At 58.9% G+C, this 20,192-nt stretch carries 17 protein-coding genes and 1 tRNA gene; 14 read left to right on the top strand and 4 right to left on the bottom strand.

The genetic code is table 11. The features are described from left to right. Positions 1 to 142: 142 nt before the first annotated feature. Positions 143 to 3,919, bottom strand: coding sequence for a pullulanase-type alpha-1,6-glucosidase (gene pulA / locus WCA10_RS07435; protein ID WP_472821874.1), 3,777 nt, complete (start codon positions 3,917 to 3,919; stop codon positions 143 to 145). 208 nt (positions 3,920 to 4,127) lie between these two features. Here pulA and WCA10_RS07430 point away from each other — a divergent pair, with 208 nt between their 5' ends. The 4 genes from WCA10_RS07430 (at position 4,128) to WCA10_RS07415 (ending at position 7,816) form a co-directional block, all read left to right on the top strand. Beyond that, positions 4,128 to 4,580 carry a BlaI/MecI/CopY family transcriptional regulator gene (locus WCA10_RS07430; protein WP_472821873.1) on the top strand — a complete coding sequence of 151 codons (453 nt, stop codon included), beginning with the start codon at positions 4,128 to 4,130 and terminating at the stop codon, positions 4,578 to 4,580. Next, positions 4,577 to 6,346, top strand: a complete 1,770-nt coding sequence (locus WCA10_RS07425; RefSeq protein ID WP_472821872.1) for a M56 family metallopeptidase — start codon at positions 4,577 to 4,579, stop codon at positions 6,344 to 6,346. The genes WCA10_RS07430 and WCA10_RS07425 overlap by 4 nt, the downstream gene beginning before the upstream one ends. Before the next feature lie 88 nt (positions 6,347 to 6,434). Next, positions 6,435 to 7,220, top strand: coding sequence for a hypothetical protein (locus WCA10_RS07420; protein WP_472821871.1), 786 nt, complete (start codon positions 6,435 to 6,437; stop codon positions 7,218 to 7,220). Positions 7,221 to 7,351: 131 nt separating this feature from the next. Next, positions 7,352 to 7,816 carry a DUF3224 domain-containing protein gene (locus WCA10_RS07415; RefSeq protein WP_472821870.1) on the top strand — a complete coding sequence of 155 codons (465 nt, stop codon included), beginning with the start codon at positions 7,352 to 7,354 and terminating at the stop codon, positions 7,814 to 7,816. A 95-nt stretch (positions 7,817 to 7,911) separates the two neighbouring features. On the opposite strand, the gene WCA10_RS07410 is transcribed toward WCA10_RS07415, so the two are convergent. After that, on the bottom strand, positions 7,912 to 8,373 hold the full coding sequence (locus tag WCA10_RS07410) for an energy transducer TonB (protein ID WP_472821869.1): 462 nt from the start codon (positions 8,371 to 8,373) through the stop codon (positions 7,912 to 7,914). A gap of 270 nt (positions 8,374 to 8,643) precedes the next feature. Here WCA10_RS07410 and WCA10_RS07405 point away from each other — a divergent pair, with 270 nt between their 5' ends. From WCA10_RS07405 to ilvA, 3 genes are all read left to right on the top strand, one after another. Next, entirely contained in the window at positions 8,644 to 9,348 is a 705-nt protein-coding gene (locus WCA10_RS07405) for an HAD family hydrolase (RefSeq protein ID WP_472821868.1), read from the top strand. 29 nt (positions 9,349 to 9,377) lie between these two features. Then, entirely contained in the window at positions 9,378 to 9,866 is a 489-nt protein-coding gene (locus WCA10_RS07400; protein WP_472821867.1) for a hypothetical protein, read from the top strand. A gap of 262 nt (positions 9,867 to 10,128) precedes the next feature. Next, positions 10,129 to 11,343 (top strand): threonine ammonia-lyase, encoded by a 1,215-nt coding sequence (gene ilvA, locus WCA10_RS07395; protein ID WP_472821866.1) that lies wholly within the window; start codon positions 10,129 to 10,131, stop codon positions 11,341 to 11,343. A 114-nt stretch (positions 11,344 to 11,457) separates the two neighbouring features. On the opposite strand, the gene WCA10_RS07390 is transcribed toward ilvA, so the two are convergent. Then, positions 11,458 to 12,459, bottom strand: a complete 1,002-nt coding sequence (locus WCA10_RS07390) for a hypothetical protein (RefSeq protein WP_472821865.1) — start codon at positions 12,457 to 12,459, stop codon at positions 11,458 to 11,460. A 172-nt stretch (positions 12,460 to 12,631) separates the two neighbouring features. Between WCA10_RS07390 and WCA10_RS07385 the strand changes: the two genes are divergently transcribed. The 5 genes from WCA10_RS07385 (at position 12,632) to WCA10_RS07365 (ending at position 15,093) form a co-directional block, all read left to right on the top strand. Next, entirely contained in the window at positions 12,632 to 13,258 is a 627-nt protein-coding gene (locus WCA10_RS07385) for an FMN-binding negative transcriptional regulator (RefSeq protein ID WP_472821864.1), read from the top strand. Positions 13,259 to 13,307: 49 nt separating this feature from the next. Continuing rightward, a complete protein-coding gene (locus WCA10_RS07380; RefSeq protein ID WP_472821863.1) occupies positions 13,308 to 13,856 on the top strand; it encodes an RbsD/FucU domain-containing protein in 549 nt (182 codons plus the stop codon). Between the two features lie 69 nt (positions 13,857 to 13,925). After that, positions 13,926 to 14,011 (top strand) — tRNA-Leu (locus WCA10_RS07375). A gap of 51 nt (positions 14,012 to 14,062) precedes the next feature. Further along, complete coding sequence (gene secG, locus WCA10_RS07370; RefSeq protein WP_472821862.1) at positions 14,063 to 14,374, top strand: preprotein translocase subunit SecG; 312 nt, start codon at positions 14,063 to 14,065, stop codon at positions 14,372 to 14,374. Between the two features lie 92 nt (positions 14,375 to 14,466). Continuing rightward, positions 14,467 to 15,093, top strand: a complete 627-nt coding sequence (locus WCA10_RS07365; protein WP_472821861.1) for an MBL fold metallo-hydrolase — start codon at positions 14,467 to 14,469, stop codon at positions 15,091 to 15,093. A gap of 61 nt (positions 15,094 to 15,154) precedes the next feature. Here the strand turns inward: WCA10_RS07365 and WCA10_RS07360 are convergent, their stop codons facing one another. Continuing rightward, entirely contained in the window at positions 15,155 to 16,351 is a 1,197-nt protein-coding gene (locus WCA10_RS07360) for a pyridoxal phosphate-dependent aminotransferase (RefSeq protein ID WP_472821860.1), read from the bottom strand. Between the two features lie 192 nt (positions 16,352 to 16,543). On the opposite strand from WCA10_RS07360, the gene WCA10_RS07355 reads away from it, so the two are divergent. Then, the gene (locus WCA10_RS07355) at positions 16,544 to 17,191 is read left to right on the top strand and encodes an HAD family hydrolase (protein WP_472821859.1); all 648 of its coding nucleotides are present in this window, start codon (positions 16,544 to 16,546) and stop codon (positions 17,189 to 17,191) included. Between the two features lie 193 nt (positions 17,192 to 17,384). Beyond that, the gene (locus tag WCA10_RS07350; protein ID WP_472821858.1) at positions 17,385 to 20,069 is read left to right on the top strand and encodes a beta-glucosidase; all 2,685 of its coding nucleotides are present in this window, start codon (positions 17,385 to 17,387) and stop codon (positions 20,067 to 20,069) included. Positions 20,070 to 20,192 lie beyond the last annotated feature (123 nt).

The following is a 20,192-nucleotide window of genomic DNA, read 5'->3' as shown; positions in this document are numbered from 1 at the left end:
GTCCCACCGTTTTCCGCTTTTCCACCAACCCGCCCTTGACAATCCAGACAGTCGCTGAACGAAGCGCATTGGGGCCCCGCGAACGCGAGCGTTCGTGGGGCATGCGAAGTGAAGGACCTGCTTCTTGGGATTTAGCGATTCGCTATCTCTCAGCCACAAAAACCGCCGTCGTCAACCCCGGCACAGTCGCCGTTCCCTGTTTCGAATTGAACGAAGACTGCCGCACAATCGGGTCAGCCGCACTCCGCTGGAACGGATGCAACGCCAACGCCAGCCCCCGAAGGCTCGAATCGCTGAAGTTCGCCTGAACCTTGGTCGCATTGAAGACCACAAGTATGTGCTTGTACGGTCCGTAGTTCCCGCCGTTCGCATCCAGCTTCATCACAATCAATCCCGGAATCTGGTTCGGCCCGGTGTTCAGGAACTTGAGGTTTTGCTGAATCTCACCCAGCGTGGCCATCCTGAAAAGTCTCGAACTGTAGCGGATCTTCAGGAACTCCTGGAACGCCGCCGTGGTAATCGCGATATTCGACGGTTGCGGCGTATACGCCGGATTGCTCAGCAGCGGAGTCATGATCGGCCACTGCGATTGATTCTGGCTCGCAATCGGCAGCCCGATCCCCCAATTTGCCGTCTGTCCACTCCAGTCGATCTTGTTGAACCAGTCGCCGGAGTTATAGCTGTTCTGGTCCATATCCTTCGACCGCAGCAAATCGTCGCCGCCCTGGTAGAAAGGAATGCCCTCCCCGAGCGTCACCAGGCTCATCCCCAGAACCTGCCGCCGCGCGCGCATCGCGATCGTATCGCTATAACTCGACTTCAACTGGATCTGGTCGAACAGATCCTGGTTGTCGTGCACCGATGCATAGTTGATCGCTTCGATCGGGCTCTTCGTATATCCAGTCGGCTGTCCGTTGTAGTTCACTTCCGCACCCGTTACGGTTGCTCCGGCACTGTCTGTAAACGTGTAGTCCCGCAGATTGCCGGTCAATCCGACCAGGATCCAATCCGCGTACTGCAGCAACTGGCTCTGTTGCGCGCTCGTCGCCATCGTCGACGAAGTGTAAGCGCTCGGGTCCGTAAACAGCCCTGTCGCAAATCCCTGCACGCGCTCATCCGTAAACGGACTGCCGCCGTGAATCCCGTCGCGAATGCGGTCGTTGAAGCTTCCAATTCCGTATCCGTACAGATTCACCTGCGAGGCGTTTTGTCCAATCTGGTTGCTGGCTGTATCTCCGAAGTTGAATCCCTCCCCGTAGAGATAGATCTTCGATCCGTCAACTCCGCTGTTCTCCGGCGTCAGCGCCGCCAGCGCAGCCTTGATGTCGCTCATGTTGTACGTAAACATGAAGCTCATGATGTCGAATCGAAACCCGTCGATCTTGTATTCCTTCGCATTCAACTCCAGCGTATCGATGATGAGTTTCTCCATCATGCGATGTTCCGGCGCAGTATCCGGACAGCACGATCCATTCTCCAGGCTGCCATTCGCATCCAACCGGTGATAGTAGCCCGGAACCACCTCATCCAGGTTTGAATTCGGTCCTTCGCCGCTGGCATTGGTATGGTTGAACACTACGTCCTGGACCACTCTCAGCCCCTCCCGATGCAAGCCCTCCACCATCGTTCGGTATTCTCGTACGCGATTATCCGGGTTGATCGCATAAGCGCCCTCCGGGGCGAGATAGTGCACCGGATCATAGCCCCAGTTATACGGAGGATTCGTCAGCGTCGCCTGCACCGCCGCCTGCTGTTGCGTGCCCGCCCGCGGATACTGTGACAGGTCCCCCGGCAACAACCACTTGCTCTTGTCCTCATTCACACTCGCAAAGTGGAACGACGGCAAAATGTGTACCGCCTTCAAACCATCCTGCGCCAGCGTGCGGAGGTGCGTCATGCCCAGCGTGTTCTGGTCCGCAAACGCCTCGTACGTGCCGCGATGACTTGCCGGAACCGTGGGATCATTCACGCTGAAATCGCGCACATGCAGCTCGTAGAGGCTCATGTCGCTCAAACTCTCCAGCGGCGGAGAAACGCTGTCATCCCACCCCGTAGGTTTCGTCGCTTCCGACTCCAGATCCGTAATCCTGCTCTTCGTTCCGTTCACGGCAAGATCCGTCGAATATGGATCACTCGTGACGTTGGTATCGATCGCACTGTCCGCCGGGACCCACACCTTGACCGAGTAGAGGTAATACTTGTTCGCCCAGTCGCTCGTCCCGCATGCAACCCAGACCCCGTTGTGGTCCTCCATCGGCAGAGTCGCCGCTGGCGTTGTGTCGGTCGACTTGTTGAACAGTTGCAGCGTCACACCCTGCGAAGTCGGCGCCCACACCTTCAGTTTCACGCCGCAGTTCTCGTCCTGCGGAAAGTCCGACCACGTCGGATCGTTCGGATAGTGAAACACCACGCCAAGTCTGCCGGGGTAATAGTAAAGATCGTCCAGCACTCCACCGATCTGCAGACCCGTCGCATACTTCAGCGTTCCCGTAGAATCCGCTGCTGACAACGCCAGCTGTCCCGTCAGCGCGCTCTCGAGTGTCGCTACCGGCACCGTCAAAGGAATCTGCAGGACCGTGTAGCTGCTCAACTGCGGATAGCGCATCAGCTCATCCGCCGTCAGCGCTCCACCCACTGTCAACGGTATAGATGTGCCTCCGGAGATCCCCGTCGTCGTCACCGAGAGTCCTCCCGATGTGCTGAACGAGAGAGCGTACGTACCGCCCGATTGCGCAAACTGCGGCAGAATCGCAATGCGCTGTCGATCGAGCCAAAATGCCTGCGACACATTCAGCAAGCTGTCCAGAATCTGCGTCGGCGTCGGCGTGCTGGTAAAGACTTCCGCATTGCCCGAAATCGCCCACGCCTCAAGAGTGGTACCGACGTTGAGATGCATATCCGGACCCGGATCCTTGGCCCCGGTCGAGATGTTGTGAATGATGAATCCGATATCCTTCGCATTTGGAATCAGGCTGATGTCAAAGTAAGCACCATACGAGTCATAGCCCGTCACGCTCGTCAGTCCGTCGTTGTAATCACCCGTATATTCCGCCGTGTCGTTAAAGGCATACACCGTCCAATTCTGGTAATTCCCGTCAGGCCGGTAATAATGGATCCGCGCATAGCCCGGCAGCAGCGCATTGGGATTAGTCAGACTCGGCATGCTCTTGTAGAGCTTTCCGATTCCCGTGTATGCCCAATACTCAAACCCCTCCGTGGTCGGATCAACAAACTCATTCGGACCCGGATCCTTCGCGCCCGTCGAAGTGTTGTGGATAATCAACCCGACGTTTTGCGCACCTGAAGTCACACCAACATCGAAATACGCGCCATACGAGTCGTAGTTCGTCGGACTCACCAGCCCGTCGTTGTAGTCCCCGCCATACTCCGTCGTGTCGAAGAACGCATACACCGTCCAATTCGTATAGTTCCCGTCGTTGCGGCGATAATGCACCCGCACATATCCGGGCAGTATCGCCGTCGGATTGCTCAGATTGATCGGCGTGTTGTAGAGCTTGCCGATCCCCGAGTACGCCCAGTACTCGTTTCCCTGCGTCGCTGGATCCACAAACTCATTCGGCCCCGGATCTTTTTGATCGCCTCCCGCGGCCGTCGGATTGTGAATGATAATTCCTACCTGTTGCGCACCTGAACTGATCCCCACATCGAAATACGCGCCGTAACTGTCCGCCCCCGTCACCTGCACGGGCCCTCCGCCATAATTCCCGGTGTTCTCGGTAGTGTTGTCAAACGCGTACACCGTCCATCCCACATAACTCGCATCGGGCCGGTGATAGTGAATCCGAATGTGGTTGGCGGGAATTTGTGCCTGCACCGGGTTGCACAAAAGAGCTCCCCATGCAAACAGGTTGATCAACACTACACAAGACAGACGACGGCTACGAAAGTCGATGTGCATTGCGGGCTCCAGTAAAACAAGTTGAAACGGGATTGGGGGTGGTTAGTGTGGGCGCCTCGTTCCGCGCTCTCTTCACAGGACATCTACAGCGCCGATCATCCTAGGCAGCCCGCCCGGCGCTGTCAAGGCGTTAGAAAACCCGCTAGCAAACCGTCTACGAAGATTTTCGTTGACAATTACGAAGCTCTTCGTATAACGTCTCTTCATCATGGAACACGGCACCCTCATCCCCCGTCCCACCGAATCTGAACTCGAACTCCTCCAGATCCTCTGGGAGAAGCAGCCGGCCACGGTGCGCGAGATTCACGATGCTCTCAATGAAGACCGGCCCTCCGGCTACACTACCGTTCTCAAGATGCTTCAGATCATGACCACTAAGGGTCTTGTTGTTCGCGACGAAGCCAACCGCGCCCATGTCTACCGCGCCGCTCTCAGCCAGGACCTGATGCAGAGCAAGATTCTGAAGGACCTCAGCAAGCGCCTTTTCGCTGGGTCCGCCGCACAACTCGCCCTCCACGCTCTCTCGATGGAACCCGCCAGTGAAAACGAGCTCACCGAAATCCGCGCCCTCATCGAGCACAAACACCACGCAGATTCCTCCGATCACCGCCCCACCAAAACCTCCCGACCCTTCACTGTTTCCAAAAAGGACCGGCCATGACCCCAATTCCCCAAGCCATCGCCTGGACTCTCATCCACTTCTGCTGGCAGGCTGCCGCTATTGCCGCCGTCTATCGTTTGATCAGCGCAGCCAATGCCCGCCGCTCCAGCCAGGCTCGGTACCTCGTGTCGCTTTCGGCACTCCTTCTCATGCTCGGCGCAGCCGTCGTCACCTTCGCATGGGAATTGCGCACCCATGCGGCAGTCCCTTCAACCACGGCCACTGCTGAAAATCTTCGCGCATCCATTGCGGCTGATCTTCCGCGTTCTACCGCGCCAGGCCTCCTTGTCGCCGCGCAGCAGCAAGCCCCTGCGCACGTGACTATCGCCTGTCTCCTTCCCTGGATCGACGCCCTCTGGCTTATCGGTGTCTTTGCCCTTTCCGTGCGCAGCCTCGGCGGCTGGTGGTATCTTCGCCGTCTTCGCCTCGCGTCCACTATTGAAGCCCCCGTCTCTGTGAGCGCAGCGTTCCAGCGCATCTCCAAGATCCTCGGCCTCAGCCGCGCCATCACCCTCCGTCTCTCCACCGCCATCGATAGCCCCATGACCATGGGCACCCTTCGTGCCATCGTCCTGCTCCCGCTCAGTGCCATCACCTTGCTCGGTCCCGATGAACTCGAAGTCGTTCTCGTCCACGAACTGGCTCACGTGCACCGCGCCGACTTCTTCTGGAACATTCTGCAAACCATCGCCGAAACTCTCTTCTTCTTTCATCCCGCCGTATGGTGGCTCAGCGCCCGCATCCGTCACGAGCGCGAACTCTGCTGCGACGACCTCGCCCTCCAGATCTGCCCCAACCCCATCGTCTACGCGCATGCTCTTGTTCATCTCGAAGAACAGCGCTCCCGCCACTTGCGCTTTGCCATGGCGCTCGATGGCCATCAGTCCCACGCAACTCTGCTCACGCGCATTGCGCGCATCCTCGGTGAACCCATGACTCGTATTCCCAGCCGTCGTCTTCTCCCTTTCTCGCTTGCTGCAGCCTGCGCCGGACTCGTCGTCATCCTTCTTCCCGTGCCGCATCTGCTGGCCAGCCTCAATCCCAAACCGCAATCAAATCTCGCACCGGCCATCATCGCCGCTCCAGTTATCGCGCCGGCCATCGCTACCGAAGTCGCCATACAAATCGCAAAGCCGTCTCCAGCTCAGCGGGCCTCTACGACGCCCGAACCCGCACCCGCAGCCGAGCCTCAGTCCGACGACAAGGCCGCCCCATCCGCGCGCCCCCACAGCGACTACATCGACCAGATGAAGGCCGCCGGCTACGACGTCGATCTCGACAAACTCATCGCCATGAAAATTCAGAATGTAACCCCTGAATACGCTCAGGCGATGTCCCAGGCCGGTTTCGGAAAACTCTCCGCCGACGATCTCATCGCCTGCAAGATTCAGGGAGTGACACCTGATGCCATCGTCGAAATGAGGAAGCAGGGCCTCGAGATCAACAACATCCACGATGCCATCTCCTTCCGCATCTTCCAGGTCACACCTGAGTTCGTCTCCGGCATGAAAGCCGCCGGCTTCGACAGCCTCACCTCCAAACAATTGCTAGCCATGCGCGTTCAGGGCGTCACTCCCGAATACGCCCGCACTCTCAAGCAGAAATTCCCCGGTGTAACCGCAGACGATCTTGTCAAAGCCCGCATCTTTCGAATCGATGACGAGTTCATCGCACAGGCCGCCAGGCATGGCTTCACGAATCTCCCCTTCGACAAACTTGTTCGGCTTCGCATCTCCGGAATCCTCGACGACGAATCCGCAAAGTAGTTAATCAGCTCACCCAATTTTTCAAGTAGCTCGCTTCGCCGCGAGACAGGAAAGCATCGTCTCTGCAACGCCGCCAAGGAGTTCCTGCATGAACATGCATCGCCAGCTCGGTTTCGCCATCGCTTTCGCAATCGCAACCGTCGCTCTCCCAGCGCAGACACTCGCTCCCATACACGACCACTGCACCATCGGCCTCAGTGACAGTGGAGACAAATTCAGCCTCGAGATCGGAAACTCCGACTGCCCCGACGGCCGCCACTGCGGCAATAGCTTCAGCAACGAATCGATGAGCCGGTTCACCGGTATTACAGTGGCAAACCTTGCCGACGAAGGAGCGCACCTTACCGCAAGCCTCAGCGGCGAAGCAGGCGCCTTCACCTGCACCGGCATCGTGCGTGACCGGGAACTTCGCGGCGACTCCCTCTTCACTCCCAACTCCGCCTTCGTCGATCGCATGGCCACCCTCGGATTCAAGGGCTTTGACGCCGAGAAGCTGCAGGCCTACACCTTCCTCGATGTCACCAGCGAATACGCTCGCTCCCTCCAGCAGGCCAACATCCGCGGCATCACCATCGACAACCTCATCGCACTCCGCATCTTCAAGATCGACCCCGCCTACGCGCAAGCATTCGTCTCAATGGGTTATGAGCAGCCGGATGCCGACAAACTCATCGCCCTCAAAGTCCAGGGAGTGAACGCCGACGAAGTGAAACAGATTCGCGCCCTCGGTTTCCGGCCCTCGCTCGACGAACTCATCCAGATCCGCATCTTCAAAATCACACCAGACTTCGTTCAGCGTATGCAGAACCGCGGCTTCAAGAATCTCACTATCGCAAAACTCGTGCAGATCCGCATCTTCAAACTTGCCGAATAGGCCACTTTGTCGATTGTTTATCGCAGACGCGCAGCTCTCCCCGTACAATTTCTTTGTTAACTGATGGAGAGATTGTGCGTCGAACGAACATCGGTATCATCACCCTCCTATTCCTCTCAGGATGGTTCAACATGCCGACTCTCATTTCCGCCCAGGCTCCACACTCCCAGTCCACCGCGAAGGATGGCCCGCTCTCTATGCACGCCGAAGGAACATTCGATGTGAAAAATGCGCCGCTCGCGGCTGACGACGCACTCGCCGGCACCGCCATTGGACGCTACGGCCTCGACAAGCAATTTCACGGTGACCTCGAAGCCACAAGCAAGGGCGAGATGCTCGGCGCCGGAAATCCAGCCACCGGCACAGCCGGCTACGTCGCCATCGAGCAAGTCATCGGCACTCTCGGTGGTCGCACCGGCTCCTTCGCCCTGCAGCACTTCGGCACCATGGAAGACAACAAATTCGAACTCATCGTCAAAGTCGTGCCCGGCTCCGGCACAGGCGATCTAACCGGCATCTCCGGGACCATGACCATCAAAATCGTCAGTGGCAAGCATTCCTATCAGTTGGATTACTCTCTCCCAGCCGCACACTAGCCGTTGCCATAAGCCTCCAAAAACAAAATCTCCCCCACGCCGCGAGAAATTCCTTTCCGCGGAATGGAGGAGGCTTGCTTGCAATTGATCTGTATTTATCTCTGGGCGAAATTGACCCGCAAGTTCACTTCCACGGGAACCCTTTGATCGTCCAGCGTAGCGGGAATGAAGCGATACTGCCGAACCGCGCTCAGCACACGGCCGTCCACTCTCTGGCCCAACGACTTCAAAAGATGAACGTTCTGCGGATTACCGTTTTCATCCACAGTAAAGTTCACAATCAAGTGCTCCATGCCTGGGTCGTGGAGCGGAAATTCATCTGCCGACACATGCACTTCAGGCTCCGAAATCAGCTTCGGTCCGATAACCCCGGTACTGATTCTGGGCGGTTGGTGAGTCGTGGTCGCATCTGTTGCCGGATGCATCGTGCCATGCGCCAACAGCGCGCCGGCAGCGTCGTTCTTCGCCTCCAACTTGGCACTCGAGCCCTTGGTGACTGCCTGGGCATGAACCAGCAGGGAGGAGGAGAGGAAGCCTACTACAAGAATATTGCGCATTAATAGTCCCCTTGAGTTCGATAGTACCCATCACCAATTTATCCCGAATGAAGCCTACTGTCAATGGAAAAATTGGAGACTCCCTGTTTTCAAAAACTTATACGGTGCCGAACTTCCCTATTCAGTGCTCCGATGAATACTGCGTGAATTCTCCCTTTCGCTTCCCGAAACCCAGCACACCCCAATCTCTGACAACAAGCGCACTCCCCCTGCTCGCTCCATCCCCTCCTCGTCTCATCACATTCAAGCCGGTTCGCTACCATAAAACTCATGCCCCAATTTCCCCCCGGCCAGACGCTCCTCATCGACGCCGACGACACTCTATGGGAAAACAACATCTACTTCGAACGCGCCATCGCGGCCTTCATCGGCTATCTCAATCATCACGAGTACTCACCCGCCGAAGTCCGCAAGACTCTCAACGCCGTCGAACGCGAAACCATCCTCGCGCACGGCTACGGACTCCCCAGCTTCAAGCGCTCACTCGTCACATGTTTCGAACGTCTCAGTCCTGCTCCGATCGACGATGAAAAGCACCGCCGCATCGTCGGATTCGCAAACTCCATCGCCGAGCAGGAAATCGAACTCTTGCCTCACGTCGAAGAAACACTTCGCGACCTCGCTTCCCGCCATCGCCTCATCCTCATGACCAAAGGCGACCACGCAGAGCAGGCAGATAAGGTGCGCCGCTCGGGTCTTGCCCCCTATTTCTCCTTCATCGAGATCGTTGCGGAAAAAGACCCAGCCGCCTACCAGGCAGTCCTCGCGCGCAACCAGATTTCCACACACTCAGGCTGGATGATCGGAAATAGTCCCAAAAGCGACATAAATCCGGCCCTCGCCGCCGGCCTCCATGCGGTCTTTCTTTTCCACAAAGACACGTGGATTCTTGAACATGCTGCCCTTTCCGTTCCTCCAGAGGGACGTTACCTTATTGAGGTCGAAGCCTTCGCAAAACTCTCCGACATCTTTTAGGGATTGCCGATTCGCGGTAAGATGCAAGCATGCACCAATCCCCCGTTGTGCAAGCTGCAAACCACGGCTCCGTCTATCCGTCTCCGCCGCGGGTTCATTGGGTGCTTCTGCTTCTCGCGCTCGTTGCTGCTGAGGTGCTCGCATTCTGGTTCGTTCCCGATCCTTATCGCAACTTCGCTATCTATGCTGTTGCGGTTGCATGGCCACTGTACCTCTGCATCTGGATTCGCAAAATTGACCATCGTTCCAGTTCCCTTTACTGGGCCATCGCTTCCCTCGTTACTGGACTAGGTTTTCTCTTCTCGTGGCTTCTCTGGATCGTCGTCATCTACGAACTCCGCGAAGAGCTTATTGAGCATTACAACCGCCGCGAACCGGTTAACCTGCGTCTGAACTGGTTCCTCACTTTCCTGTTCTCCTTCGTCTACTTCCAGTTCGCTCTCAACAAAATTACCCGCCAGAAGAATGCGCTGAACGAATCCTTCGCACCCGAATCGCATGACTCTGTTATCGCTTGACGCCTCCGCCACGCCTCTGCTCTACTGCATTCAACGCCATGCACATCGTCAGCCTCTATGCGATCGCCTGTTCCGCAGTCATCTTCTCTGCGCCCTTCGCTATCGTGTCCATTCCCGCTATTCGAATTAGTAGCCACATCATGCGCGCGGGAAAAGCCTGACGAACCGGATTCAGTAGTCCAGCATCACTCAGGCCACCACCCGCAAACGCGGCTGGTGGTTTTCGCATTCTTAGTCACTTTTTCTTCAACGAGGAGTTGTCTTGGAACCCGTATCTCTTGTCGGCATTCAATCCGCGCGCGCCCGCATCGAAGACTCCATTCATGTCTCCCCTTGCCAGCTCTCACATCATCTTTCTGAGCTCACCGGCCTGCCCATTCATCTCAAGCTCGAGAACCTTCAGCGCACCGGATCGTTTAAAGAGCGCGGCGCTCTTAACAAACTCCTTACCTTGAGCGAAACCGAACGCAAGCGCGGAGTCATCGCCGCCAGCGCCGGCAATCACGCCCAGGGCGTAGCCTTCCACGCAGCCGCCCGCGGCATCCGCGCCCAGATCGTCATGCCCCTCGCCACTCCTCAGATCAAGGTCGCCGCCACCCGCGCCTACGGTGCCGAAGTCATCCTCCACGGCGCCAGCTATGACGAAGCCTGCGATGAGGCTCTCCGCCGCCGCGTCGAAGAAGGCCGCACCTTCATTCATCCCTTCGATGACCCCGTAGTCATCTGCGGCCAAGGCACCATCGGCCTCGAATTACTCGAACAGGTCCCCGACATTGAAGCCGTCGTGGTCCCCATCGGCGGCGGCGGCCTCATCAGCGGCATCGCCTGCGCGCTCAAGGAGACTAATCCAAAAATCCGCGTCGTCGGCGTTGAGCCCGAGCGCCTGCCCTCCATGCTTCGCGCACGCGAAGCCGGCGCTCCCGTCACCATCAACGCTGAAGCCACCATCGCCGACGGCATTGCCGTTCGCCGCGCCGGCGATGTCACGCTTCCTCTCGTTACCCGCTACGTCGACGAAATCGTTACCGTCGACGACGAGGAAATCGCCAGCGCCATCCTCATGCTTCTCGAGCAAGAGAAGACTCTCGCCGAAGGCGCCGGCGCCGCCGCACTCGCCGCCGTCGTCCAGTCCAAAACAAATCTCCGCCATCGCCGCACCGTCGTCCTCGTCTGCGGAGGCAACATCGACGTCTCGCTCCTCGCCAAAATCATCGAGCGCGGTCTCGTTAAAGACGGCCGTCTCCTGCGCGTCCGCGTTTACCTGCAGGATCGCCCGGGCGCTCTCCTCCACCTCACCCAGATCCTCGCCCGCGAACGCGCCAACATCGTCGAAACCATCCACAACCGCGCCTACTACGGCGTCAGTCTCGGCGAAACCGTCATCGATGTGACATTAGAAACCCGTGGCGCCACCCACATCACCGCCATCAGCCACGCCCTCCGCGAAGCCGGCTTCCGCTTCGAGCGCATTCAATAGCGCGGTCATCCATTCAAGACGTGTCATCCTGAGCGGAGCGGCTTGGGGCCCCGTGGACATGCAATGTCCATGGGGTAAGCGGAGCGAAGGACCTGCTTTTGTTTTTTATCTAGATCAACGATGCGCAGTATTCTCTGAACTGCAACGCCTCGCCCCAAACCACACCAGCCCAATCGCCCCCGCCAGAAAAATCGCATTCCCCACGCGCACGCTCACCCCGGCGCCACCCACCGCCGGATGTTGCAAAAACGCATGCCATCCATACGCCAGCGCCGCTCCCGCGCCCAGAGCGAGTTGATGCTTCAACCCCCACCCTCCTCGTCGCGACCAGGCAAGCACCGCAAGCAGCATCACCACATCCAGCCCCAGCAACTCAGCCACTGCGACCCACCCCCACTCCTTGGGAACAAACAGCGCTGCCGACCCAAACAGCAGCGCAACCGCCCCCACCAGCCATGCCGATGGAGCTGATCCCGCGCGCTCAACCGTTTGCCGTTTCGGCATCGCAAACGCCAGCACGATCAGCGCGAGCACCACCGCCGCCGCCCCAGCAAACTGAGCCCACGAAGCCAAAAAGTGATCCTGCCTGTACCCCATCGCCGTCGTTGCGCAAGCCCCAAACAAAAACACAATCGCCACAACGGCCAGCCCCACGCGCCCCAGCCACGATGTCCGGGCCCGATCCGGCACACACGCCTCCACCAGCGCGATCGGCGTCGAGATACTCCAGATTCCGTGCACCATCAGCATCCACAACGTCCACCACGCCCCGATCCCCAGCGAAGGAATATATGCCGGAGTCAGCAACCCAAGATTCAGCTTCAGATAATCCGGATTGAACAGAGACTGCGTTGTGAATGCCTCTTCAAAAATCCCATATGCCATCCCCAGCAGCAGAATGCTCGGCCATCCCCGCCCTGCTCTCCGCACCGTCTCACGAATCAGCAGCGCCCCGCCCCCATACATCGGAGCCAGCACAATCAGTGCCGGCAACAGCTTGATCGGCAGATTCCCCAGCAGAAACTCCGCCACCAGCGGCGCAACAAAAATCAGGCCCAAAGCCGGACCGATCCCTCGCCGTTTCACCGCAATCACCGGCGTTCCATCAACCTTCAAAGAATCTGAAAATTCCAACCTGGCCCCCTCTTCGGTTCCTGCGCGGCCCACAGACTACCACCCGCATTCGTCACGCAATTCAAATTTGTTTCCGGCAGGACTTTGCGCACTCCTCACCAGACCATTAACGTTGAATACGAAATCCCAGGCATCCCGGTTCTCCAGGAGCACGATGTACACACCGAAATTCATCCAGGTCTCCGATCGCGCCATTCTCATTGAAGCCATGCGCGCTTACTCCTTCGCCATCCTCATCGGCCCGCTCGACTCGACCGCAGGCAGCGCAGCGCACCACGCCACCCATCTTCCCCTCATCGTCAAAGATGAAGGCCCGCACGGCGTCCTCGAAGGCCACTTCGCCAAAGCCAACCCTCACTGGCAATCCCTCGCCAACCGCGAAACCCTCGTGGTCTTCCCCGGCCCGCACAGCTACGTCAGCCCCTCGCTTTACGCCGAAGAACTCTCCGTGCCCACTTGGAATTACATCGCCATTCACGCCCACGGCACCCTCGAACTCATCGAAGACGACGCATCCAAAGACGCTCTTCTCGTCGGCCTCATCCAGGCCAACGACCCCGCATACTCAGAACAGTGGCGCAATCTGCCCGACGGCTTCCGCCGCACCATGCTCGCCGGCATCGTCGGCTTTCGCATCCCCATCACCCGCATTGAAGGCAAATTCAAAATCAGCCAGAACCGCCCCGAAGTCGACCGCCGCGCCGTCCACGCCGCCCACTCCGCTGGCACCCCCGATCAGCAACAACTCGCCGCCTGGATGAAGCGCCTCATCGAGTGTTAAGGTCATTCCCGATGATCCACTTTCCGCATCAGTAAAGGAAGTAAATCAAATGCGTAGATTCTGTCTCCTGCTCCTCGCCATCGCAACGCTCTCCAACGCCGCTTTCATCACAGCCCAGGCATCCGCTCCCGCCGACTGGAAAGCCAAGGTCTCCGAGTCCCTTCCCCTCCTCGGCCACCGCAACTGGATCCTCATCGTCGATTCCGCCTATCCCCTCCAGTCCTCGCCCGGCGTCGAAACCATCGAGACCAACGCTTCGCACCTCGACGTTCTGCGCTACGTCCTCGGCGCAGTCAACAACTCCATCCACGTCCGCCCCCTGATCTATATGGATTCCGAGCTCCCCTTCGTTCCCGACAACGACGCTCCGGGCGCCTCCGCATACCGCGCCCAAATCGCTGAGATACTCGCCGACTACCAAATCGAATCCATCCCGCACGAAAAGGTCATCTCCCGCATCGACGAAACCAGCAAGGAGTTCCACGTCCTCGTGCTCAAGACCACCATGACCATCCCCTACTCCTCCGTCTTCATCCGACTCGACTGCAAATACTGGTCCGCCGACGCCGAAAAACGCATGCGCGCCCGCATGCATTGACCTCTGATCCCCGACCCCTGACCCCTGATCTCTGATCACTGCCTTTGATATACTTAACGGGTTCACCTCGCGGAGGTGGCGAAATTGGCAGACGCACTAGCTTGAGGTGCTAGCGCCCACAAGGCATAGGGGTTCAAGTCCCCTCCTCCGCACCATTGACTCTTCCGCCGGATCACCCGGCCGAGACTCGGAAAGCAGCTTCAGCAATGCAGATCCTCTTCTACTTCGTCATCACCGTGCACGTCATCGTCTGCCTGTTCCTCATTGGAGTCGTCCTCGTTCAGCAGGGCCGCTCAGCCGACCTTGCCGGCGCATTTGGCGGTCAGGGCTCGCAGACCGCCTTCGGTCCCCGCGCCGCTGCCAATGTCCTCACCCGGCTCACCACCTGGTCTGCGATCATCTTCATGATCACCTCGCTGTCGCTCACGGCCCTCTACGTTCGCTCTGGACACGCGCACTCCGTGCTCGATGACGTAAAGCAGCCGGCCCCGTCCGCCCCCGCCAAGCCAGGCAAATAGCGCAATCTGCTCTACACGCGAAAGGCAGGCCCCATTCCGGGCTCGCCTTTTCATTTGCCCGCACAGCTTTCTCTCCGGCCTACAATGAACCCATGATCCTTGAGACCTTTCCCGTCGGCCCCCTCCAATGCAACTGCACAATCCTCGCCGACGAGGAAACTCGCGAAGCCATCGTCATCGACCCTGGGGATGAGGTCTCCCGCATCCATCGCCGCCTCACCACCCTCGGCCTCACCCTCAAGCAGATCCTTGTCACCCACGCTCACATCGATCACATCGGCGGAGCGGTCAAACTCAAGTCCCTCACCGGCGCACCCATCTTTCTCAACGAAGACGACCTTCCCCTGCTCAAGATCATGGCCGAACAAGCAGCCTGGGTGGGCGTCGATACGCCTGAAACAGCCCCTCCCGACGAAGCCCTTACAGACGCCCGCCGTGTCGGCCTCCACACCTACCCAGCCGAGGTCATCCATACCCCCGGCCACACCCAGGGCTCCATCTGTCTCCATTTCGCGCCGCTCAAAATGGTCCTCGCCGGCGACACCCTCTTCGCCGGAAGCATCGGCCGAACCGACCTGCCCGGTGGCAACGGCGAGCAGATCATCCACTCCATCCAGGCACGCCTGCTAACCCTCCCCGACGAAACCAAGGTCATCCCCGGCCATGGCCCAGCCACCACCATCGGCACCGAACGCCGAACCAATCCCTTCCTGAAATAGCCAAAAGACCAATACTGATAAACTGCCCCAAAATCATACATCTATGTGTACTAATCTGAATTTATGGTTCAACATTGACTAGACAATTGTTATCACCTTGATGCGTTCTGAAATAGTTAACAACTTCCTTCAGCCCCGTTCTGAATTCCTTAACAGGTCCCAGCAAACTCACCACCAGCCAACCGCTCTCCTCCAGCCCGAAGAAATATCCCGGTTGCACCCAGACTCCACGATCCAGCAACTCCAGCGCCGTCTGCTCATCCGGCTGCAGCGCCGGAATCCGAAGCACCGCGTACCAGCCGCCCTCCACCTCAAGCCGCCGCACTACATCCTCCGCTCCAAGCTGCCGATCCAGCTCCGCCAGGTTCGCCGCCACCCGCTCTCGGATCTGCCGCTGAATCACATGCCGCCCCCCAATCCAGGCCGGCATCGCTCCCTGCACCGGCGCATTCATCGACAAAAACGTATCCGCAATCACCTCCAGGCGACCCATCCCCGCCCTGGCATGTGGCCCCGTCGCCACAACCCAGGCCGCCTTCATCTGCGGCAGTCCCGCAATCTTGCTCAGCCCGCTCACCACGTACACATCCACGCCATCGAGCCCCGCCGCAAAACTCGTCGCCTTCACTCCACCCAATCCGTAGTCCAGAAAAACCTCGTCCACAATCAGCGCGATTCCCCGCCCCCGACACATCACCGCCAGCTCTTCCGCCTCCCACCCCTTCGTAAAATGCCCGGTGGGATTGTTCGGATGAACCAGCACAATCGCCCGCGTCTCCGGCGTGATTGCCCGCCGAAACCCCTCCGGCTCGATCTGCCATCCGTGGTCATACACCAGCGGCGCAACGTTGATCCGCACATCGTCCAGCACTGCCAGAAAATCGAATAACGGATATCCCGGCTGCGGCACGACAATCTTTTCTCCCGGATCGCACAGCAGCTTGAACAGAAAGCTGTACGCCTCGCTCGTACTCGTCGTCAGCACCACCCGCTCCGGGGAAACTGCCACGCCATGATCCGCATAGTAGCCACATACCGCCTCGCGCGCCCGCAACAGCCCCAGAGGCTGAGGATCATATTCCAGGGCTCTCAGATCCGTTAGCGGCTCCAGCAATCGTGCATCGAAGACAAACCGGCACCGCGTAGGATTCGATGCCGTAAGATCCGCAAGAGGAAGTCCCGCCGCCACGCGAAGCCCATGCGCCCGCGCCAGCCCGCTCTCCTCCGTATCCCAATTGGTCCGTTTAGAAAACCTCATCGCACCTCGTGAACCTCTAGTTTCCTGTTCACTTGTTTTCCTGTTCACTTGTTTTCTTGTTCACTCCTTCACTTGTTCACTAGCCCACTGTTTCCCATTCACTGTTCACTTCCCACTGCCCACTTCCCACTGTTCTCTACAATAGTCATGGGCGTCCCTTCCACAATACAGGCCGCCCACTCAGGAGGAACATTGTCTCTGCGCGCGGTCATCTTCGACTATGGAATGGTTCTCACCGGGCAACCGAATGCCGACGCGCATGACGCTATGGTCCGCATCACTGGCTTGCCCCATGACCAGTTTGAAAAGCTCTACTGGGCCGATCGCCACGCCTACGATGAGGGCAAGCTTTCGGGCCTTCAGTTCTGGCAAGGTTTTGGCCGCGATGCGAAACTCAACCTCGATGCCGCCGCCATCGACCAACTCAACGCCTTCGATGCACGCATGTGGACCACGCAGAACCGCGCCATGCTTGCCTGGCAACACGCACTCAAGCAACGCGGCATTCGCACGGCCATCCTCTCCAACATGGGCGACTCCGTACTTGCCAGCATTCAGCGCGAGTTCGACTGGCTCCCGCGCTTCGATGTTCTCATCTGGAGCTTCGAGCACAAGATGGCCAAGCCCGACCCAGCCATCTATCGACTGACACTCGATAAACTCGGCACCCGGCCCGAAGAAACCCTCTTCATCGACGACAAACAAGCCAATATCGATGCAGCCCGCGACCTCGGCCTTGTTGCCATCCAGTTCTCCACTGTCGAGAAGCTCCGCGAAGACCTTATCGTCGCCGGCCTCGACAAAAACCTACCCCTCCCGGACCTCACCCCTGCCGCGTAGATCGATAACAGGCGCAAGTTTTGCGCGCTGCAAGTCGATATCCGCATGCTGTACACTTGCTTGCCGTAACGCGTCCGCAGTCAGATGAGTCGTTTATCTGGCTGGTGACGCACAATTTCGAGGTGGCCAGGTGCATCCAGCAGATTCACACTATGAGTTCGGATCTTCACACTGCGCACCGCGCATTCTTTTCGTGAGCGCACTCTTTGCGCTTGCAGCATCGGCGGCAATCGCCCAGTCCGTGCCAGTCGTTACCGGCGACGCCCGGGTCGACAAATTGCTCAGCCAGATGACGCTTCAGGAAAAGCTAACCCTCATCCATGGCACAAAGGAAGACCCCGCGGTCTATCAAGGACAGGCCGGATATCTCGCCGGCATTCCGCGCCTCCACATCCCCGGCCTCCGCTTTGCCGATGGACCTCCCGGCGTGCTCACCCGTCATCCCTCGTCGGGCGAGACGGCGACCATGGGTGTCGCCGCCACTTTCAGCATGAAAGATGCTGAAGACAACGGCCTCGTCATCGGCCGCGAAGCGCGCGCGCTCGGCATCGATGTCGCCTTGCAGCCCTTCGTCAATATCGATCGCGACCTCGAATTCGGCCGCGGCTACAACACCTTCGGCGAAGATCCGTTTCTCACCAGCGAAATGGCCGTTGGCGAAGTCAAAGGCATCCAGTCGCAGCATGTCATGGCGCAGATCAAACACTATGTCGGATACGATTCCGACGGCGGCAGCACCTTCATCGACGACCAGACCCTGCATGAGGTCTATGTAGCGCCCTTCGAGGCCGCAATCCGTCGCGCCGGCGTCGCCTCCATCATGTGCTCCTACAACCGCCTCAACGGCACCTTCGCCTGCGGCAACAAGGATTCGCTCACTACAATCCTCCGCGACCAGATAGGTTTCAAAGGCTTCGTCACCTCCGACTGGGGAGCAGTGCACGCTGTCAACTTCATCAACGCCGGCCTCGACATGGAAATGCCCGGCGGCCAGCCAGGCCCCATGGGCGCATTCATTCCGTCCTTCTTTGACGCGCTGCCTCCGCCGCCTCCGATCAACCCAAAGGCTGCCGCGGCTGCCAATGAAGGCATGTTCGGCGGCCACATTCCCGAAGAGCCGGCTCCCGCGCGCGAAGGCGGCGGCTCCTTCGGCGTCAAGCTCAGTCCCGAAAAAATGCTCGAAGCTCTCAAAGACGGCACCGTCACTGAAGCCACCATCACACGCGCCGCCGGCCATGTACTGTATGAGATCGTTCACTTCGGCTATCTCGACGGCCTCTCCAAGCATGAAGTCACCAAGCAGCCCATCGAAGAAGACGCAAAGATCATCGAGAAGACCGGCGAAGACGCAGCCGTCCTGCTCAAGAACGACAACCACATCCTGCCCCTCAAGGCTGATGAACTCGACTCCGTCGTCCTCATCGGTCCCACCGCCGGTCAGGTCGATTCCATCGGCATCAACGGCGAACGCTCCGTTGGCTTGCCATGGCGTCAAGTCGGCCCGCTCGCCGCGATGAAAAAAATCTCCGGCAACTCCGACATCGGCTTTGCAGTCAACGACGACATGACCGGCACTCCCATTCCTGCCAGCGCCCTCAGCCACGATGGCCAACCGGGGATCGAGCGCTTCATCGTCTCCACGCCGTCAGCAAATTCCGCCAGCGCCTCTACCCAAACCGACGCCCAGATCGACTTCACCGCCAAAGGCGGCAACGCTCTTCCGCCCAACTCCGTCATCACGTGGAAAGGCACCCTCACTCCACCCCATGCCGGCACCTACTGGATCTATCTTCAGGCCCTCGGCACCAACGCGCGCATCTCCCTCGATGGCAAGCGCCTCGCCGCCACCGGCGCCTTTCAGGGTGGCGTCCACGGAGACATCCTCCAGGCCAACCAGGACAATGCCATCCCCACCACTGATGGCCTCGACAACGTGCGCCGCGCCGTCGAACTCACAGCCGGCCCCCACGACCTCGAGATCAATAGCACCCCCGACACCTCCGAAGCACCCGTGCAGGTCCGTCTAAGCTGGTACACCACCGAGCAGCGCGCTGCCGACCACGAACACGCAATCGCCGCAGCCAAGAACGCCAAAGTCGCCGTCGTCTTCCTTTGGACGCGGCTCCATCCCGTCTTCGGCCTCTCCGGCGATCAGGACAAACTCGTCGAAGAAATCGCGGCCGTCAATCCCAACACCATCGTCGTGCTCAACACCAGCCAGCCTGTCGCCCTGCCGTGGGTCGACAAAGTCAAAGCTGTGCTCGAAATGTGGTGGCCCGGCGATGAAGGCGGATGGTCTACCGCCAATCTGCTCCTTGGCAAAGTCAGCCCCGCAGGCCGTCTCCCCGTAACCTGGGGCAAGAGCCTCACCGACTACCCCGCGACGGATCCCAAATATCCCGAACGCTCCAAAACCGGCGTCGACCACAAGACCACCTACAGCGAAGGCGTCAACGTCGGCTACCGCTGGTTCGACAAGGAAAGCATCACTCCGCTATTCGCCTTCGGCCACGGCCTCACCTACACCACCTTCGACTACTCCGGCCTCAGCGTTTCCAAATCCGCTGACGGCGGCCTCGACGTCAAACTCAACATCAAAAACTCCGGATCAATGGGCTCCGATGAAGTCCCGCAGGTCTACCTCGGCGCGCCCAGCGAAATTCCCCAAGGTGTCCAGTTCCCGGTCCGCGCTCTCGTCGCCTTCGATCGCATACACCTCGCACCCGGAGAATCGAAATCCGTAACCCTCCACGTAGCCCCGCGCCAACTCCAGTCCTGGTCCACCAAAGACCAGAAATGGATCTCGGCCAGCGGCAAGCGCATTGTCAGCGTAGGCGCATCCTCCCGCGACCTCCGCCTCCACCAAACCATCGACTAGCCTGCATTTCTCACGGGGAGTAGGCAAGAAGTAAAGGTCCGGGAAAAAGAAAGTGGGAAAAGGCCGCTGTTTTTGTGGCATAACTGCGTTGTCGAAGCGTAGCTAAATGCTTACAAAAGGAGC

The organism is Occallatibacter sp. (genome assembly GCF_049582745.1).
In the GTDB taxonomy this organism is placed as follows: Bacteria; Acidobacteriota; Terriglobia; order Terriglobales; family Acidobacteriaceae; genus Telmatobacter.
The sequence above is the reverse complement of the archived record's forward strand: the minus strand, read 5'-3'. Positions and strand labels throughout refer to the sequence as shown.

What these genes read in the sequence shown, in the direction of transcription:
- pulA (WP_472821874.1), bottom strand. Translation starts at nt 3,919, where the DNA reads ATGCACATCGACTTTCGTAGCCGTCGTCTGTCTTGTGTAGTGTTGATC.
- WCA10_RS07430 (WP_472821873.1), top strand. Translation starts at nt 4,128, where the DNA reads ATGGAACACGGCACCCTCATCCCCCGTCCCACCGAATCTGAACTCGAA.
- WCA10_RS07425 (WP_472821872.1), top strand. Translation starts at nt 4,577, where the DNA reads ATGACCCCAATTCCCCAAGCCATCGCCTGGACTCTCATCCACTTCTGC.
- WCA10_RS07420 (WP_472821871.1), top strand. Translation starts at nt 6,435, where the DNA reads ATGAACATGCATCGCCAGCTCGGTTTCGCCATCGCTTTCGCAATCGCA.
- WCA10_RS07415 (WP_472821870.1), top strand. Translation starts at nt 7,352, where the DNA reads ATGCCGACTCTCATTTCCGCCCAGGCTCCACACTCCCAGTCCACCGCG.
- WCA10_RS07410 (WP_472821869.1), bottom strand. Translation starts at nt 8,373, where the DNA reads ATGCGCAATATTCTTGTAGTAGGCTTCCTCTCCTCCTCCCTGCTGGTT.
- WCA10_RS07405 (WP_472821868.1), top strand. Translation starts at nt 8,644, where the DNA reads ATGCCCCAATTTCCCCCCGGCCAGACGCTCCTCATCGACGCCGACGAC.
- WCA10_RS07400 (WP_472821867.1), top strand. Translation starts at nt 9,378, where the DNA reads ATGCACCAATCCCCCGTTGTGCAAGCTGCAAACCACGGCTCCGTCTAT.
- WCA10_RS07385 (WP_472821864.1), top strand. Translation starts at nt 12,632, where the DNA reads ATGTACACACCGAAATTCATCCAGGTCTCCGATCGCGCCATTCTCATT.
- WCA10_RS07380 (WP_472821863.1), top strand. Translation starts at nt 13,308, where the DNA reads ATGCGTAGATTCTGTCTCCTGCTCCTCGCCATCGCAACGCTCTCCAAC.
- secG (WP_472821862.1), top strand. Translation starts at nt 14,063, where the DNA reads ATGCAGATCCTCTTCTACTTCGTCATCACCGTGCACGTCATCGTCTGC.
- WCA10_RS07365 (WP_472821861.1), top strand. Translation starts at nt 14,467, where the DNA reads ATGATCCTTGAGACCTTTCCCGTCGGCCCCCTCCAATGCAACTGCACA.
- WCA10_RS07360 (WP_472821860.1), bottom strand. Translation starts at nt 16,351, where the DNA reads ATGAGGTTTTCTAAACGGACCAATTGGGATACGGAGGAGAGCGGGCTG.